The sequence below is a fragment of the Actinocorallia herbida genome, from assembly GCF_003751225.1.
Taxonomy (GTDB): domain Bacteria; phylum Actinomycetota; class Actinomycetes; order Streptosporangiales; family Streptosporangiaceae; genus Actinocorallia; species Actinocorallia herbida.
Window position 1 is genome coordinate 4,560,700 of the sequence record NZ_RJKE01000001.1, and the last position, 15,574, is coordinate 4,576,273.

Consider the following 15,574-nt stretch of genomic DNA (forward strand, 5'->3'; position numbering starts at 1 on the left):
TCACAGGAGAGCCCCATGTCAGCCACACCCGCCCGCCTCGTGGTCATCGGAGCCGGTCTCGCGGGCCTCGCCACCGCGCTGTCCGCGTCGCGGGCCGGACACGACGTCGTGGTCGTCGAACGCGACGCGATGCCCGCGCTCCGCGACGGCGACGAGGCCTTCACGCACTGGGCGCGCCCGTCGGTGCCGCAGTGGCGGCTCGTCCACAACCTGTCCGCCCGGGTGCGCGAGCTGCTGCTGGCGGAGGCGCCCGACGTCCTCGACCTGCTCCGGGCCGACGGCATCGAGGAGGTCAACCCGATCGAGGCCCTGCTGCCGCCGGAGCTGCGCCGTCCCGAGGACGCCGCGCTGACCGGGCTGGTGTGCCGCCGTCCCGCGTTCGAACTCGCGCTCCGCCGCGCGCTCGAGCACGACGGGAAGGTGCGCCTCCTGGTCGGCAAGGTGCACGCGCTGGGCCTCACGCCGGGCGCGACGCCCGTCGTCAACGGAGTGCTCCTCGCCGACGGGACCCGCCTCGACGCCGATCTGGTCGTCGACGCCGCAGGCCGCCGCACTCCGGTGCCGCAGTGGCTCCGCGAGGCGGGGGCCGACCTCCGGACCGACTCGGAGCCGTGCGAGCTCATCTACTACTCGCGCTACTTCCGGGCCGCGCCGGACCGGCGGCCGGACTACCTGGGCATGCCGCGCGGCGACCTGGGCCACCTGCACTACTGGACCTTCGTCGGCGACCACCGGACCTACGGCGCCGTGTTCGGCGTCCCGACCTGGGACCACGAACTGCGCGAGCTCCGCCACGGCGCCTCCTGGGACGCGCTGGCCGCCGAGATCCCGGCGTTGGCCGCCTGGACCGGCAGGTTCGACGGCACCCCTCTGCACGAACCGCAGGTGATGGCCAACAACCACAACACGCGGCACCACTACGTGGTGGGCGACCGGCCGCTCGTCCGCGGGCTCGTCGCGGTCGGCGACGCCTTGAGCACCACCAACCCGATGCGCGCCTGGGGCATCGCGATGGCCCTGACGCACGCGTTCGCGGTGGCGCCCGCCCTCGCCTCGGACGACGGCGTGGAACTCGCCCACCACCGGGCCGTCGAGGCGCAGAACCGGCTCATCCACGAGATCTCCGCGGTCACCGACCGGCTCCGCCGCTACCGGTGGCGCGGCCTGCCCGTCCCGCCCGCCGACGCGGCGGCGGCCGAGGAGGAGAGCCTGCTCAGTCACGGGGTGCTGCCGTTCCTCGGCGAGCAGCCGGAGTTCCTGCGCGCGGTGCTGCGCAGCATGGCGCTCATCGACCCACCGGACGCCCTGTTCCACGACCCCGCCGTCGTCGAGCGCGCGCGGGAGGCCCGTGCCCGAGGGGTCGCCGCGGCCTCGCCCGGACCCGACCGCGCCCGCACCCTCGAACTCGTCGCGACCGCCCTGCGGGAGACCGCGTGACCGGGCTCGCCGCCACGAAGGCACGGCCGAGTTCGCGTCAGGCCCAGTCGGGCGGGCCGCCCGGCGACGCGGCCGCGCTGGTGCGCCGGGCGATCGTGCCCGTGTTCCTGATCGCCGCCTGGCAGACCGCCGCGGCCTCCGGCGTCATCGACGTCAGGCTGTTCTCCTCGCCGGTGCGGACCGCGTCCCGGCTGGTGGAGCTGACCGTCGACGGGACCCTGCCGGGCAACCTGCTGATCTCGGTGTGCCGCGCGGCGCTCGGCCTCGGGCTCGGGGTCGCCACGGCCCTCCTGCTCGGGGTCGCCGCGGGCCTGTGGACCCTGGGCGAGGAGCTGATCGACTCGACCGTGCAGATGGTGCGCACGGTGCCGGTGTTCGCGCTGACCTCGGTGTTCGTCGTGTGGTTCGGGTTCGGCGAGCTGCCGAAGATCCTGCTGATCGCGATGGCGTGCTTCTTCCCGGTCTACCTCAACGTCTACGCGGGCGTCCGGGGCGTCGACCGCGGGCTGATCGAGATGGCCGGCGCGATGGGCAAGACGCAATGGCAGGTCATCCGCCACGTGCTGCTGCCCGGGGCGATGCCCCAGACGCTGGTGGGCCTGCGCTTCTCCTTCTCGATCTCCGTGTTGGCCCTCGTCATCGCCGAGACCCTGAACGCGACGAGCGGTCTGGGCTACCTGCTGATGACGGCCCAGCAGTACGTCGACACCGACACGATCTTCGCCTGCGTCATCGTGTACTGCCTGCTCGGCATCGCGGTCGACGTCCTGGTCCGGTCGCTGGAGCGCCGCTTCCTGGTGTGGCGCGCGTCCTTCGGGGGTCGCTGATGCCGGCCTCCACCGACGGCGTCGTCCTCAGGGACGTGCACCGGTCCTTCGGCGAACGCAGCGTGATCGACGGCCTCGACCTCGACGTGCGCCCCGGGGAGTTCGTCTGCCTGCTCGGCCCCAGCGGGTGCGGCAAGACCACCCTGCTGCGGATCCTGGCGGGCATCGACGAGACGGACTCCGGGGTGGTCAGCGCGCCGAGCCCGACCGCCGTGGTCTTCCAGGAGCCCCGGCTGCTGCCGTGGCGCCGGGTCCTCGACAACGTGCTGTTCGGCGGCGGCGCGGGCGCGGACGCCCGGCCCCGGGCGCTCGCCGCGCTGACCGAGGTCGAACTCGACGGGCACGCCGACGCGTGGCCCGCCACGCTGTCCGGCGGCCAGGCCCAGCGGGTCGCGCTGGGGCGGGCCCTGGTCCGCGAGCCCCGCCTGCTCCTCCTGGACGAACCCTTCGCCGCGCTCGACGCGCTGACCCGGCTGCGGATGCAGGACCTGGTCCAGCGGCTCGCCGCGCGGCACCGCCCCGCCACCGTGCTGGTGACCCACGACGTCGAGGAAGCCGTGCTCCTGGGTGACCGCGTCCTGGTGATGTCCGCGGGGCGCATCGAGCACGACGTCGACACCCGGCACATCGGGCGCGACCCGTCCTCGGCGCCCGAGCTCGACCGGCTGCGGCGCCTGCTGCTCGCGGAGCTCGGCGCCGCGCCCACCACCGATTTCCGCTCCGGCGAAACAAAGGAAGCATCATGATCGGATCCCGGCTCCTCCTCGCGGCCGCGGCGGCCACCGCGCTGCTGGCCAGTGCCTGCACCGGCGCCGAGCCCCCGGGCGGCGGCGCCGACGACGGCGACCTCTCCTCCACGAAGCTCGCGGTCTCCGTCGGCGCGACGACCAACGCGTTCCTGAAGACGGCGAACGAGTTCGACACCCCCTACACCGTCGAGGAGGTCAACGCCTCGACGCCGAAGGACCTCGCCTCCGCGCTGGCCTCGGGCCGGGCCGACCTGCTCCTGCTCGGCGACGTGATCACCTCGACCCTCGCCGGCCAGGACCTTCCGTTCACGATCGTGTACGCGCAGCAGCGGGCGAAGGGCTTCTGCGGCGTCCTCGTGCCGAAGGGCTCGACCGCGAAGACCGTCGCCGACCTGCGGGGCAAGACCGTCGGCAACGGGGTGTCCACCGCGGGCGAGATCATCGCGATCCGCTCCTTCCAGCGGGCCGGGCTCGACTACCTGAAGGACGTCGAGAAGGTCGACCTCGCGACCATCCCCGAGCAGCAGGCCGCGTTCGTCAGCGGCAAGGTCGACGCGCTGGCCACCTGCACCCCGCCCGGCGGCTCGCTGGTGGCGGAGGGCAAGGCCCGCTGGCTGGTCACCGGCGAGGACGGCCTGTGGAACGCCCAGAACTACTGGGTCCTGTCCGACAAGGCGCGCGAGGACCCGAAGAAGGTCGAGGCCGCGCTCGACTACATCACCAGGTTCAAGAAGTCCCTGACGTACACCAACGCGCACACCGACGAGCTCCTGGCGCAGCTGTCGAAGGCCACCCAGGTCCCCGCCGAGCAGCTCAGGCTGTCGTTCGCCGACCCGATCCAGCCCGTCCCGCTCGACGCCTCGGTGACCCAGGGGCTCCAGGACACCTATGACGCCCTGGCGACCACCGGCCGGGTCAAGTCCGGCGTCGCCGTGGCCGACCACTTCGACGCCCAGTACAACGACCGGATCGGCGAGTGACGGCCGACGCCGTCGCCCGCCGCCGAGCTGAGGAGGACCCCATGTCCGGCGACCTTGAGACCCGCCTGCGCGAGCTCGTCGACGAGCACGACATCCGCGAGGTGGTGCTGCGCTACGCGCGCGCCCAGGAACGGCATGACCGCGAGCTGCTCTCGACGGTCTTCCATCCCGACGGGATCTACGAGCACTACGAGATGGAGCCGTACCGCATCAACGGCGACCTCGCGGGATTCCTCGACTTCGTCGTCCAGGCGTGGGCCGCGGCGCCCATCACGTCGAAGGGCCTGATGGTGCCCTCCACCTACGTCGAGCTCGAAGGCGACATCGCCTTCGCGGACTCGTCCGCTCTGAGCCTCAACCCGGTGAACCAGAACGGCGTGCGCCACGACTACCTGCGCTCGCTCCGCTTCCTCGACCGCTTCGAGCGCCGTGACGGTCGGTGGCGCATAGCCCACCGCCTGGTCGTCAGCGGTGGCTACGAACGCTGGGAGCCCGCCGCGCCCTCCCCCTTCACGGGCATCGCCAGCCCCGATCTCGCCAGCGGATACCACCCCGACGACCTCTGGTACACCCTCCGCGACCGGCTGCGCCCCGGCTCCGTCGCCGAACGGACCATCCAGGAGAAGCCGGTCTATCTCCAGGAGGAGGCCCGGTAGCCGCCGAGACGGCCTCAATCGACGGCGCGCCGGACAGGTCGGGATCCCCCGACCTGGGTGTCGTTCCTCGTCTGCACGGTGCTCGTCCACGTGCTCGCGGGCCTGCTCTTCGACGGCCTCTTCTTCCCGACCTGGCGGTGCGTCCTCGTCCTGCTGCCGGCGCCGCTCATCGGCTTCCTCGCCGCGAGCGTCATCGTCGCGGTCTCCGGCCGCTCCACCACCGTGCAGGGCGCCCAGGGCGCGTCGGTGCCCGTCGTCCTGCCGGTGCTCGCCCTCGTCCTCGGGCAGGCGACGGGACTGCCGCTGTTCGACGTGCGGATCGCGCTCGCCGCCTCGGCCGCGGTCCTGCTCGTCGACCTCGCCGTGTTCCGGCTCGCCGTCCGGTCCTTCGCCCGCGAACCCGTCATCACCCGCCTCTGACCCCGCACCGCCCAGGGCCCGCCGCGCGGAAGCGCGGCGGGCCCTGGGCATGTCACGGCGGCGGGAGTCGGAGGCCGGGGCCTTCGCAGGCACCGGCGTCGGTGGCCGAGACCGCGTCGCCGAAGCGGCCGCGACCGTATCGCCGGTGCGTTCAGCGGTCGGCGGTCAGGGCGGTGAGCAGGGTGCCGAGTTCGGCGCGCTGGGTCTCGGAGAGGGCGGCGAAGAGGGACTCGGCGGTGATGCGGCGGGCCTCGCGCATCCGGGCGCCCACGCCCCGGGCCTTCGCGGTGGGGTGCAGGAGGATGGCGCGGCGGTTGCCCGGATCGGGGGCCCGGGTGACGAGGTCCTCCCGCTCCAGGGCGTCGATGACGCTGGTGACCGAGCGGGGGACGATCCGCAGGGCGTCGGCGAGGGCCGCCATCCGGGGCGGCTCGGGTGCGTTGAGGATGACGCGCAGCGCCCTGGCCTGGGCGGGGGTGAGCCCGAGCGGGGCCATCGCCTGCTTCTCCCCGCGCCTGATGCGGTGCGCCGCCTGCATCAGGAGGTCGGCCAACTGGGCTGAGTCCATGGTCAGAGTCTATCTCATTGTTCGCTCCGAAGAATATGAGGTAACCTCACTAAGAGCTGAACTCATCAAGGAGGCGACGATGACCTTCCGGAAACCCCACACCGTCCAGAAACCCGCTCAGGAGACCTCCCGGGGCACCGACATCCCTCGGATCCTGCGCCTGTTCACGCCCTACCGCGGCCCACTGCTGGTCATCACCCTTTTCGTGGTGCTGTCCTCACTGGTGTCCGTGGCCTCGGCCTTCCTGCTGCGCGAGATCCTCGACACCGCGCTCCCTCAGGGCCGGGTCGGGCTGCTGAGCCTGCTCGCGCTCGGCATGATCGCCGTCGCGGTGGTCACCAACGTGTTCACGGTCCTGCAGACCTATCTCTCGACCCGCGTCGGCCAGCGGATCATGCACGACCTGCGCACGTCCGTCTACGCGCACATGCAGCGCATGTCGCTGGCGTTCTTCACCCGGACGCGCACCGGCGAGGTCCAGTCGCGCATCGCCAACGACATCGGCGGCATGCAGTCGACGGTCACCTCGACCGCCAACCAGCTCGTCTCCAACCTGACGACGGTCACCGCGACCCTCGTCGCCATGATCGCCCTCGACTGGCGGCTCACCCTGGTGTCCCTGGTGATGCTGCCGCTGTTCGTGCTGATCAGCAAGCAGGTCGGCGGGCAGCGCAAGAAGATCACCACCGAACGCCAGAAGCACCTCGCCCGGATGTCCTCGACGGTCGAGGAGTCCCTGTCGGTCAGCGGCATCCTGCTCGGCCGCACCATGGGCCGCTCGACCTCGCTGACCGAGGCGTTCGCCGCCCAGTCCGAGAAGCTCGCCGACCTGGAGATCCGCGCGGACACGTCGGGCCGCTGGCGCATCTCCAACATCCAGCTGGTCATGTCGACCATCCCGGCGATCCTCTACTGGGTGGCCGGCTTCGCGTCCGCGCACGGCAGCCCGCTGGTGTCGATCGGCACGCTCGTCGCGTTCACCAGCCTTCAGGGCAACCTCTTCCGGCCGCTGATGATGCTGCTGTCCACGGGCGTGGACCTGCAGACCTCGACCGCCCTGTTCCGCCGCATCTTCGAATACCTCGACCTGCGGCCCGACGTCGTCGAGCCCGCCGACCCCGTCGCGCTGCCCGAGGTGCGCGGCGAGGTGCGCCTGGACCACGTCGGCTTCGCCTACACCCCCGACCGCAAGGCCCTGGACGACGTGACCGTCACCGTCCCCGCGGGCGGCAGCCTCGCCGTCGTCGGGCACACCGGCTCCGGCAAGACCACCCTCGGCTACCTGATCCCCCGGCTCTACGACGCCACCTCGGGGACCGTGACGATCGACGGCGTCGACGTCCGCGACCTGTCCGCCGAGACCCTCGCCGCCGCCGTCGGGGTCGTCTCCCAGGAGACCTACCTCTTCCACGCCTCCATCGCCGACAACCTCCGCTTCGCCAAGCCCGACGCCACCGACGCCGAGCTGGAGCGCGCGGCCCGCGCCGCCCGCATCCACGACCACATCATGTCCCTCCCCGACGGCTACGCCACCCTCGTCGGCGAGCGCGGCTACCGCTTCTCCGGCGGCGAGAAGCAGCGCCTGGCCATCGCCCGCACCCTCCTGCGCGACCCGCCCGTGCTCGTCCTCGACGAGGCGACCAGCGCCCTCGACAACACCACGGAACGCGAGCTCCAGCACGCGCTCGACGCCCTCTCCCGGGGCCGCACCACCATCACCATCGCGCACCGCCTCTCCACCATCCGCGACGCCGACCAGATCATCGTCCTCGGCCACGGCCGGGTCATCGACCAGGGCACCCACGCCGACCTCGTCACCGCGGGCGGCCCCTACGCCGCCCTGGCCGGCCGCTCCCCCGACCTGGCCCCCGCCCCCTGACCCGAGCGGCCGTCCCCGGGGCCTTCGTGGGCGGCCCACCAGGAGCGGCCCGGCACGGCACCACGTGCGCGGGGACTGCGGCCGGGCCCCCGCCGAGTTCGCCGACCTCCCTCATGCGGCCCCGGATCTCTCCGGCGAGCACGGCATCGGCTCGCCCGACGCCCCTGCCTCACCGACCAGGTGCCGACCGCGGCCCACCGTCTCCGAGCGTCAGATCCGTCTTCGGCCCCGCCCACCGACCCGAGCCTGCCGGCCGGACGCACCCCGATGGCCGGGCCGGGCCCCATCGGAGGAACGGAAGTGCCCCCTGGACCGAACGAGCCGGTCGCGGGGGCACTCCGCACAGGCCGAGGTGGCCGTCCGGCCAAGGGGGTGTGCGGGTCGGGAGGAACGTTCGGGCACGTGCCATCCGGCGCGGACCGTCCGCGGGCCGGGCGGGTCAGGCCGAGGAGAGGGCCTCCGTCGGGGGAAGGCGGGAGGCGCGGATGGCGGGGTAGAGACCGGCGATGGCGCCGATGCCGAGGGTCGAGGCGACCGCGGCGAGCACGGCCCAGGCGGGGACGACGCCGGGCCACCCCTGGGCCGTGGCGTATCCGAAGGTGACCACCACCCCGATCAGGACGCCGGCGACGCCTCCCAGCAGGGACAGGAGCTGGGATTCGACGAGGAACTGGACGCGGATCTGGGGCCGCGTCGCGCCCAGGGAGCGCCGCAGGCCGATCTCCGCCCGGCGTTCCAGGACGGAGATGACCATGGTGTTGGCCACGCCGACGCCGCCGACCAGCAGGGACACCGCGCCCAGCGCGAGCAGCAGCGCCCCGAGCGTCTCGTCCGCCGCCCGGCCCGCGGCCAGCGCGTCCGACGGGCGGGAGACCGTGACCGCGCTCGGCTCCTCGGGGTTCGCGGTGGCGCCGAGGACCGCCTGGACGTCGGCCACCGCCTCCTTCTCCGCCCGGGTGTAGATCGTCGTGGGGCGGCCGTCGAAGCCGAGCTGCGCGGCGGCCTCTGGCCAGCCGACCAGGGCCGCGGTGTCCAGCTCGGGGGCGAGCTCGTTGGGCGCGAGGATGCCGGCGACGGTGAACCAGCGGCCGCCGAGCCAGACCTGGACGTCGACGCCGACGGAGTGCACGCCGAGCACGGCGGCCGCCTCCGGGCCGAGGACCGTCACCGGGTATCCGGCGGACGCCTCGTCGAGCCAGCGACCGGCCACCACCTCGGCGCCGACCGTCGCCGGCAGGTCGGTGCGCGCCGCGTAGACCCCGATCCCTCCGGTGTGCTCGGCCCCGATCCTGTCGTTGCGGTAGACCTTGGCGTCCGTCTCGCCGATCGCGGAGACCGACTCCACGGGCCCGATCGCGCCGATCATCGCCACCGACTCGGCGGGCAGCCGCGCGTCGCCGCCGAACGACTGGCCGGTCTCGACGGTCAGCAGGTTGGTGCCGAGCGTCGCCAGCCGCCGGTTGAGCTCCTCCCGGCTCGACGTCGAGATGCCCACCACGCAGACCATCGCGGCGATGCCGATGGCGATGCCCAGTGCCGACAGGACGACCCGCAGCGGCCGGGACCGCAGCCCGGAGACGCCGAGCCCGAACACGTCGGCGGGGGCGAGCCGCGCCGGACGGGGCCTGGGCCGGTCGCGCACGACCGCGGTCATCTGACGGCCGCCGGGGTGTCCTCAGCGATCCGGCCGTCCCTCATCCGGACGGCGCGGGGCAGCGACGCGGCGATGTCGGTGTCGTGGGTGATGATGACGATGGTGGTGCCCGCGGCGTTCAGGTCGTGCAGCACGTCCATGACGATCCGGCCGGAACGCGAGTCGAGCGCGCCGGTCGGCTCGTCGGCGAGCAGCAGCGGCGGATCGCCGAGGACGGCGCGGGCGATCGCCACCCGCTGCTTCTCCCCGCCGGACAGCTCGTGCGGCCGGTGGCCGAGCCTGCCGCCGAGCCCGACCCTGCGCAGCGCCCGTTCGGCGAGCCGCAGCCGTTCGGCGCGGGCCACGCCACGGTAGAGCAGGCCGTCGGCGACATTGTCGAGCGCCGGGATCCCGGCCGCGAGGTGGAACTGCTGGAAGACGAACCCGATCGTGCCGCCGCGCAGCGCCGACAGCTCGCGGTCGCCGAGGTCGGCCACGTCCCAGCCGTCGATCCGCACCGACCCGGACGTGGGGCGGCTCAGCGTGCCGATGATGTTGAGCAGGGTCGACTTGCCCGAGCCCGAGGGCCCGACGACCGCGAGCAGCTCGCCTCGCGCGATCGTCAGATCGGCGTCGCGCAGCGCGAACAGGTCGCCGTACCTCTTGGAGACCCCGGCGAGCTCCACGACCGGAGGGGGGCTGATCACTTCGGCACCCCCACGGTCATGCCGGCGGCGAGACCTTCACCGCGGATCTCGACCAGGCCGTTCGCGAACGCCCCGGTCTCGACCCACACATAGCCCGTCGTGCCGTCCTCGCCGACCGCCTCGACCGCGTAGCCGCCCTCGCGGAGCGCGACGAGCGCGGTGACCGGGACGGCCAGGACGTCCTTGTGCTCCGCGGAGGTGAACGTCACGTCGACCGGCGAGGCCTGGTATCGGCCCAGCCCCTTCTGGTCCCCGACCGCCAGCTCGACCGCGACCGTGGCGTCCTCGGCGGCGGGCGCGGCGGCGCCCGCGCCACCCGGGGCGGCCGCGGTCGCGGTGGTGCCGACCGACGTGACGGTGGCGTCGACCCGGTCCCCGTTCGGCAGCTCGACGGTGGCCTTCGTGCCCCGGGAGACCAGATCCTCGAACCGCGGTTCGAGGTCGACCGTGACGAGGCGGGCGGTGTCCGTCCAGCCGACCACGGGGCCGGTCGCGGCGTCGCCGACGCCGAGGTGGACCTGGGCGACGCGGACGGCGCCCGGGGCCACGACCGCGTCGCCCTTGGCGAGGACGCCGGTCTCGTCAAGGCCGAGGTCCTCCTGCCAGTGGGAGACGGCGTCGGACGTGGCGGAGGTGAACTCCGCGTCGACGGTGAACCCGGCGTAGCCGAGCGCCGCGAGATTGCGCTCCAGCATCTTCACGTCCTTGCCCTCGACGCCGGAGGAGAGCGTCCGGTAGACGGGCGTGGTCCCGAACAGGAGCGGTACCTTGCGACCGTCCACGCCGTAGACGGTCCCGCCGCGCTTCACGATGTCGCCCTCCGCGGGGATCCACGTGATCGTCCCGGTGACGCCGGCCTGGCCCGCGGCGACGGAGGCGGTGTGGACGTCCCCGTAGCCGAGCGCGCCGGAGACCGTCTCGGTCTCGGTCAGGGTGCGCTGTTCGATCTTCGCGGTCGCGGGAGGCCCGGACGGGGCCTCCGGACCCGGGTCGGCACCCGCGTCGAAGCCGATCGCCGCCCAGGCCACCGCGCCCACCGCGACGAGGCCCCCGGCGGAGAGGACGAGGACGCGAACCCTTCGACGCGGTCGGGGGCTCGACGGCACCGTGGGTCGCTCCGTCTCCCCGGCTTTCGGGTCCTCGCTCAGGAGGGTCATCCGAGGCCTCCGAGGTCGGCGAAGGGGTGCTCCTTCAGGCAGGCGAGGGCGTCGTCCCTGAGCCCCTCGTCGGTTCCGCCGCCGGCGAGCTCGGTGAAATCGAAGCCGTCGGGGCCCGGGTCGGGGAAGTCATGCCCCGCGTCCCGCATGCACTGGGCGAAATCCACCATCTTCGCCTTGGTCTCGGCGTCCGGGTTCTGAAGGGCGGCCAGCGCCTCGTTCTGCTGCGGCATCAGGTCGCGGCACGCCTCCAGCGCCTTCCCCGCCTTCGCCTCGTCCACGCCGCCGAGTGAGTCTCGGTCGAGCCGCCCGGTCTTCGGGTCGGGGTCGTCGATCTGGATCCCGTTGTCCCGCAGGCACTGGGTGAACGCCCTCGCCTGGTCCGCGTCGCCCGGCGCGGCGGAGGCCGTCGCTCCCGAGGGCCCGTCCGTGGACAGGGTCGCGACCTTCGAGCCTCCGTCACCGCCGCCGCAGCCCGTCAGCAGGCCGAGCGCCAGCACGCACACCGCGGTCATCGTTCTTCGCACAGGGATTCCCTTCGTCGAAGGGGAATCCTGGTGAAGGAGGTTCAGCGGACCGTCAGACGAAGGTCAGAGCCCGCTGGGAATCGGCAGCAGCAGCCGGAAGGTGGCGCCGCCGCCCGGCGTCTCCCCGAGCTCAAGCCGCCCCTCGTGCGCCTGTGTGAGGACCGACGCGATCGCCAGCCCCAGCCCCGTCCCGCCGTCGGCCGATCGCGCCCGGTCCGCCCGGTAGAACCGCTCGAAGATGTGCGGCGCGTCGGCCGGCGCGACCCCCGGCCCGGTGTCGGCCACCTCGACGACCGCCCGGCCCGGCCGCGCCGACCCCACCCGGACGGTGACCGAGGCGTCCTCGGGCGTGTGCCGCACCGCGTTGTCGAGGAGGTTCCCGACGATCTGCCGGAGCCGCAGCTCGTCCCCCCGGACAAGGACGGGTTCGAAATACGCGCGGTCCTGGTCGAGTCCGGCGAGCCGTACCTTCCGGGACGGATGCCGCATATGCACATCACGGACGAGCTCCGCGGCCAGCGCGAGCAGGTCGACCGGTGCCAGTTCGAGCCTGCGCCGCTCGTCCATCCTGGCCAGGAGCAGCAGATCGTCCACCAGGACGCCCATCCGGGCGGCCTCCGCCTCCACCTTCGCCAGCGCCGCGTCCGCAGATCCGCCCCACCGGGCGAGTTCGGCGAAGCCCCGGATGGACGTCAGGGGCGTGCGCAGCTCGTGCGAGGCGTCCGCGAGGAACCGGCGCATCGACTCCTCGGACGCCTTGCGCGCGCCGATCTCGCTCTCGACCCGGTCGAGCATCGTGTTGATCGCGCGGCCGAGCCGGCCCGGCTCACTGTGCGGATCGGCGTCGGCGACCCGGCGCGCGTAGTCGCCCGCGGCGATCTGCGCCGCGACGGCCTCCATCCGGGACAGCGGCCGCAGCCCCACCCCGACGACCAGCCGGGCGACCAGGCCCAGCGCGCCGAGCACCCCGACCATGACCACGAGATTGATCAGCAGCATCCGCTGGAACGTGGTGTCGGCCTCCGCCAGCGACGACGCGCCGAGCGCCAGGAAACCGCCGGGCAGCGTCATCACCTCGACCCGCCAGGATCCGCCCGAGGTGCCCGAGACGGTGAACGGACCGTCTCCCGCTCGTCCTGCCAGCGCGGTCCGCCCCGGAAGGTCGGGCCCGGCCTCGGCGTCGTCCGGCGGGAGGATCCTCCTGGCTCCTTCCTCGGCCAGGAAGTAGAGCTGGAACTCCTGCGGATCGAGGGCGCCTGCGCTGAGCCGGACGGGCGCGAGCTCCACCAGGATCTCGCGCAACCGCTCGATCTGCTGCGGCGTGACGCTGGTGACGCTCGACGTCATCGTGCCGAGCCGCTCGTCGACCTGGGCGATGAGATGGGAGCGCAGCAGGAACAGCCCGGCCCCGTTGGCCGCGAGCAGCCCGCACGCGGTCAGGACGGCGGCCGTCAGCGCGAGCCGGGAGCGCAGCGACCAGCGGCCGGGACCCCGCGGCCTCATCGCGCCTCCCTGAGGCGGTAGCCCACGCCGCGCACCGTGTGGATCAGCGGCGGGCCGGTGAGGTCGATCTTCTTGCGCAGGTAGTAGACGTAGGTCTCGACGATCCGGCTGTCCCCGGAGAAGTCGTACTTCCAGACCCGGTCGAGGATCTGCCCCTTGCTGACCACCCGTCCGGCGTTCTCCATCAGGTACCGCAGCAGTTTGAACTCGGTCGGCGACAGCTCGATCGGACGGTCGCCGCGCCATGCCTCGTGCGAGTCCTCATCGAGGACGAGGTCGCCGCACCGCAGCCGCTCCCCGGCCACGCCGCCGCCGGAGACCCGCCTGAGGACCGCCTTGATCCGCAGCACGAGTTCTTCCAGGGAGAACGGCTTGGTGACGTAGTCGTCCCCGCCGGCGGTCAGCCCGGTGATGCGGTCCTCGACCGCGTCCCGGGCGGTGAGGAAGACGATCGGCACGTCCCGGCCCGACCCCCGCAGCCTCCGCGCGGTCTCGAACCCGTCGAGGTCCGGCAGCATGACGTCGAGGACCACCAGCGCCGGGGCCGTCCTCGCCGCGACGTCGACGGCCTCGCGCCCCGATCCGGCCGCCGACACCTCGAATCCGACCAGCCGGAGCGTCTGCACCAGCAGCTCCCTGATGCTCGGCTCGTCGTCCACCACGAGAATCCGCGTCGTCTCACTCACGCCCCAAGGAATACCTGAGAAACCTCAGAATCCGATGGGAGCCGCCGTGGGCCTCACCTGACGCCTCACCGGCGGGCGAGCAGCCACCGCCAGCGCGACAGCTCGGCGCACAGCGCCGCGACCGCGAGCACCGCCACCCCCGCCGCCACCCAGCCGGGCCAGACCACCCAGGACGAGACCACCGCGGCGACCAGCTGGAGCAGCACCAGCAGAACGGTCACCCACCCGGGCACCGCGACGATCACCTGCGTCTTGTCCCCCGGCGTCGCGAAGACCGTCGGCAGCCCGATCAACACCACCACCGACACCACCGCCGCCCACCACGAGTGGCCGGCCAGCGCCCAAGGCGTGCCGACCCAAGCGACGAGTTCCGTGCCGAAGCGCAACCCGGACGCCACCCGATCATCGGGCCGCCCACCCTCGCCACCCGGCCTGTTCCCCTCGATCATGCCCGGGACCATCCCACACCCCCCACCCGAAGACCAACAGCCGACATATCCGGACACAGTGCACGCTCCACGCCGATGACCGCGACGAGGCCCTGCGCCACGACCCGGCCGACCGGCTCACCACATGCGCGGCCACGTCATAGGTCGTCGATGCGCTCAGTCCAGTCGGGGTGGCCGTGATCGCATCTGCAGTTCCGCGTAAACGGTCTCCGGAGGCAGAGCGGCCGTCCGTGCCGCGAGATCTTCGAAGTACATCCAGAACTGCGGTACGTGCTCACGCCGCTCCGTATAGACGAAGGGAGCCAAAGAATCCCATAGGCGCACAATGTTCATGCCGTAAGAGCCGATCACCAAACTCTGGTCGATCACCCCGTGCGCCACCAGCTTTCCCAGGTCGTCATAGAACAACCCGATGATGTTCACGTGGGTGCGCGCCTCTTCAGGCAGGCCGCGCCAGCCGGTTTCGGCGTGGTGTTCGTGCGCCAGCGTGGTCAGCACATATTCCTGCGCCTCGAACCACGCGGTACTGCGTGAGTAGTCAAAGGTCTCCAGCACCACGGGCAGATGCAGCCCTCCACTGGCCACCCGGATCTGCCGGAGACCCAGGCGGATCGAGATGACGAGCGCCGTCAGGGAGATCGACAGCGCGGCGAGATTCAGTACAACGGTCGAGTCCACGAACCCAAACTACGGACGGATTCCGCACCTCTGCCGCGACTTTGACGATCTGCCCATAGTCGGCCCCGTTACTGGAGCGCTCTGATGTACAGCATCGGAAGGACGTCTTGCTGGGGTGTCGGGGTCGGCATTGGGCAGGTGGGCTCTGTGTTCGACGAAGCCGCAGAGGTACGGACCGGCTCCAGGCTGCGGAAACACCGTAGGCGGTGTCGGTGCCGAGCTCACCCGTTCGTGCCGGAAGGCTCGGTCGGGACCAAAGGCTCTACTCGGGGGCGGGTTGATCAGTACGGTCCTTCTATGGGCATGGACGGCGCGGTCGAAGGCGTCATCGATGAGGCGTTGCGGGATCTGGCGGCGGGGCACTGGCGTATGTCCAGGACCGAGCGGGCTCGTGCGGAGGAGCTCCGGGTGACGCTCGGGTCGTTCGGTCGGCCGTCGGCCGAGGTGGCGGGGGTGCGGGAGCGGTTGGAGGATCTGCGGGAGGGGCTGGCCGCCGCCGCGATCTGCGTCGCCTCGTGCCATGGGCCCCTCGCCTGGTGTCTCAGCCAGGTCATCCTGGCGCTCAACCCCATCCTGTCGTGGCGGTCCCTGCCCGAAGTGGCCGGCCACGACTACGGCACCGTCATCCCGACGCCCGACCAGCTCACCGACGCCGAACAAGCCATGGCCCGCCTCCACCACTTCCTCACCGACTCCGCCCACTGGCGCTGAGACCGGC

Annotated in this window: 17 protein-coding genes; 8 read left to right on the forward strand and 9 right to left on the reverse strand. The window is 72.4% G+C overall.

Annotated elements, in window-relative coordinates; all coding sequences use genetic code 11:
• Positions 1-15 precede the first annotated feature (15 nt).
• Genes EDD29_RS21085 through EDD29_RS21110 form a run of 6 tightly spaced genes read left to right on the forward strand, consistent with a single transcriptional unit; the run spans position 16 to position 5,069 of the window.
• Entirely contained in the window at positions 16-1,437 is a 1,422-nt protein-coding gene (locus EDD29_RS21085; protein ID WP_123666072.1) for an FAD-dependent oxidoreductase, read from the forward strand.
• Positions 1,434-2,264, forward strand: coding sequence for an ABC transporter permease (locus EDD29_RS21090; protein ID WP_211359818.1), 831 nt, complete (start codon positions 1,434-1,436; stop codon positions 2,262-2,264). The genes EDD29_RS21085 and EDD29_RS21090 overlap by 4 nt, the downstream gene beginning before the upstream one ends.
• Positions 2,264-3,010, forward strand: a complete 747-nt coding sequence (locus tag EDD29_RS21095) for an ABC transporter ATP-binding protein (protein WP_123670598.1) — start codon at positions 2,264-2,266, stop codon at positions 3,008-3,010. Before EDD29_RS21090 ends, EDD29_RS21095 begins: the two co-directional genes overlap by 1 nt.
• On the forward strand, positions 3,007-3,993 hold the full coding sequence (locus EDD29_RS21100) for a PhnD/SsuA/transferrin family substrate-binding protein (protein WP_123666073.1): 987 nt from the start codon (positions 3,007-3,009) through the stop codon (positions 3,991-3,993). Before EDD29_RS21095 ends, EDD29_RS21100 begins: the two co-directional genes overlap by 4 nt.
• Positions 3,994-4,034: 41 nt before the next feature.
• Complete coding sequence (locus tag EDD29_RS21105; protein WP_123666074.1) at positions 4,035-4,649, forward strand: nuclear transport factor 2 family protein; 615 nt, start codon at positions 4,035-4,037, stop codon at positions 4,647-4,649.
• Positions 4,650-4,706: 57 nt separating this feature from the next.
• On the forward strand, positions 4,707-5,069 hold the full coding sequence (locus tag EDD29_RS21110) for a hypothetical protein (RefSeq protein ID WP_123666075.1): 363 nt from the start codon (positions 4,707-4,709) through the stop codon (positions 5,067-5,069).
• Positions 5,070-5,220: 151 nt separating this feature from the next.
• On the opposite strand, the gene EDD29_RS21115 is transcribed toward EDD29_RS21110, so the two are convergent.
• Positions 5,221-5,637 carry a MarR family winged helix-turn-helix transcriptional regulator gene (locus tag EDD29_RS21115; protein WP_123666076.1) on the reverse strand — a complete coding sequence of 139 codons (417 nt, stop codon included), beginning with the start codon at positions 5,635-5,637 and terminating at the stop codon, positions 5,221-5,223.
• 79 nt (positions 5,638-5,716) lie between these two features.
• Between EDD29_RS21115 and EDD29_RS21120 the strand changes: the two genes are divergently transcribed.
• Positions 5,717-7,516 (forward strand): ABC transporter ATP-binding protein, encoded by a 1,800-nt coding sequence (locus EDD29_RS21120; RefSeq protein ID WP_123666077.1) that lies wholly within the window; start codon positions 5,717-5,719, stop codon positions 7,514-7,516.
• 439 nt (positions 7,517-7,955) lie between these two features.
• Here EDD29_RS21120 and EDD29_RS21125 read toward each other — a convergent pair whose 3' ends face one another.
• From EDD29_RS21125 to EDD29_RS21160, 8 genes are all read right to left on the reverse strand, one after another.
• Complete coding sequence (locus tag EDD29_RS21125) at positions 7,956-9,170, reverse strand: ABC transporter permease (RefSeq protein ID WP_123666078.1); 1,215 nt, start codon at positions 9,168-9,170, stop codon at positions 7,956-7,958.
• Entirely contained in the window at positions 9,167-9,856 is a 690-nt protein-coding gene (locus tag EDD29_RS21130) for an ABC transporter ATP-binding protein (RefSeq protein WP_246052899.1), read from the reverse strand. Before EDD29_RS21130 ends, EDD29_RS21125 begins: the two co-directional genes overlap by 4 nt.
• Positions 9,853-11,013 carry a peptidoglycan-binding protein gene (locus EDD29_RS21135; RefSeq protein WP_123666079.1) on the reverse strand — a complete coding sequence of 387 codons (1,161 nt, stop codon included), beginning with the start codon at positions 11,011-11,013 and terminating at the stop codon, positions 9,853-9,855. The genes EDD29_RS21130 and EDD29_RS21135 overlap by 4 nt, the downstream gene beginning before the upstream one ends.
• A complete protein-coding gene (locus tag EDD29_RS21140) occupies positions 11,010-11,540 on the reverse strand; it encodes a hypothetical protein (RefSeq protein ID WP_148086035.1) in 531 nt (176 codons plus the stop codon). The genes EDD29_RS21135 and EDD29_RS21140 overlap by 4 nt, the downstream gene beginning before the upstream one ends.
• A 63-nt stretch (positions 11,541-11,603) precedes the next feature.
• On the reverse strand, positions 11,604-13,043 hold the full coding sequence (locus tag EDD29_RS21145) for a sensor histidine kinase (protein ID WP_123666081.1): 1,440 nt from the start codon (positions 13,041-13,043) through the stop codon (positions 11,604-11,606).
• Positions 13,040-13,729 carry a response regulator transcription factor gene (locus tag EDD29_RS21150; RefSeq protein ID WP_246052901.1) on the reverse strand — a complete coding sequence of 230 codons (690 nt, stop codon included), beginning with the start codon at positions 13,727-13,729 and terminating at the stop codon, positions 13,040-13,042. The genes EDD29_RS21145 and EDD29_RS21150 overlap by 4 nt, the downstream gene beginning before the upstream one ends.
• Positions 13,730-13,794: 65 nt before the next feature.
• The gene (locus EDD29_RS21155) at positions 13,795-14,178 is read right to left on the reverse strand and encodes a hypothetical protein (protein WP_123666082.1); all 384 of its coding nucleotides are present in this window, start codon (positions 14,176-14,178) and stop codon (positions 13,795-13,797) included.
• A 156-nt stretch (positions 14,179-14,334) separates the two neighbouring features.
• A complete protein-coding gene (locus EDD29_RS21160) occupies positions 14,335-14,856 on the reverse strand; it encodes a DUF4760 domain-containing protein (protein WP_123666083.1) in 522 nt (173 codons plus the stop codon).
• Positions 14,857-15,153: 297 nt separating this feature from the next.
• Between EDD29_RS21160 and EDD29_RS21165 the strand changes: the two genes are divergently transcribed.
• On the forward strand, positions 15,154-15,567 hold the full coding sequence (locus EDD29_RS21165; RefSeq protein WP_123666084.1) for a hypothetical protein: 414 nt from the start codon (positions 15,154-15,156) through the stop codon (positions 15,565-15,567).
• Positions 15,568-15,574 lie beyond the last annotated feature (7 nt).

Bases quoted from the DNA above. Each gene is read 5' to 3' on its own strand.
- EDD29_RS21135 (WP_123666079.1), bottom strand. From the start codon at position 11,013: ATGACCCTCCTGAGCGAGGACCCGAAAGCCGGGGAGACGGAGCGACCC.
- EDD29_RS21125 (WP_123666078.1), bottom strand. From the start codon at position 9,170: ATGACCGCGGTCGTGCGCGACCGGCCCAGGCCCCGTCCGGCGCGGCTC.
- EDD29_RS21105 (WP_123666074.1), top strand. From the start codon at position 4,035: ATGTCCGGCGACCTTGAGACCCGCCTGCGCGAGCTCGTCGACGAGCAC.
- EDD29_RS21085 (WP_123666072.1), top strand. From the start codon at position 16: ATGTCAGCCACACCCGCCCGCCTCGTGGTCATCGGAGCCGGTCTCGCG.
- EDD29_RS21095 (WP_123670598.1), top strand. From the start codon at position 2,264: ATGCCGGCCTCCACCGACGGCGTCGTCCTCAGGGACGTGCACCGGTCC.
- EDD29_RS21100 (WP_123666073.1), top strand. From the start codon at position 3,007: ATGATCGGATCCCGGCTCCTCCTCGCGGCCGCGGCGGCCACCGCGCTG.
- EDD29_RS21145 (WP_123666081.1), bottom strand. From the start codon at position 13,043: ATGAGGCCGCGGGGTCCCGGCCGCTGGTCGCTGCGCTCCCGGCTCGCG.
- EDD29_RS21120 (WP_123666077.1), top strand. From the start codon at position 5,717: ATGACCTTCCGGAAACCCCACACCGTCCAGAAACCCGCTCAGGAGACC.
- EDD29_RS21115 (WP_123666076.1), bottom strand. From the start codon at position 5,637: ATGGACTCAGCCCAGTTGGCCGACCTCCTGATGCAGGCGGCGCACCGC.
- EDD29_RS21155 (WP_123666082.1), bottom strand. From the start codon at position 14,178: ATGATCGAGGGGAACAGGCCGGGTGGCGAGGGTGGGCGGCCCGATGAT.
- EDD29_RS21165 (WP_123666084.1), top strand. From the start codon at position 15,154: ATGGGCATGGACGGCGCGGTCGAAGGCGTCATCGATGAGGCGTTGCGG.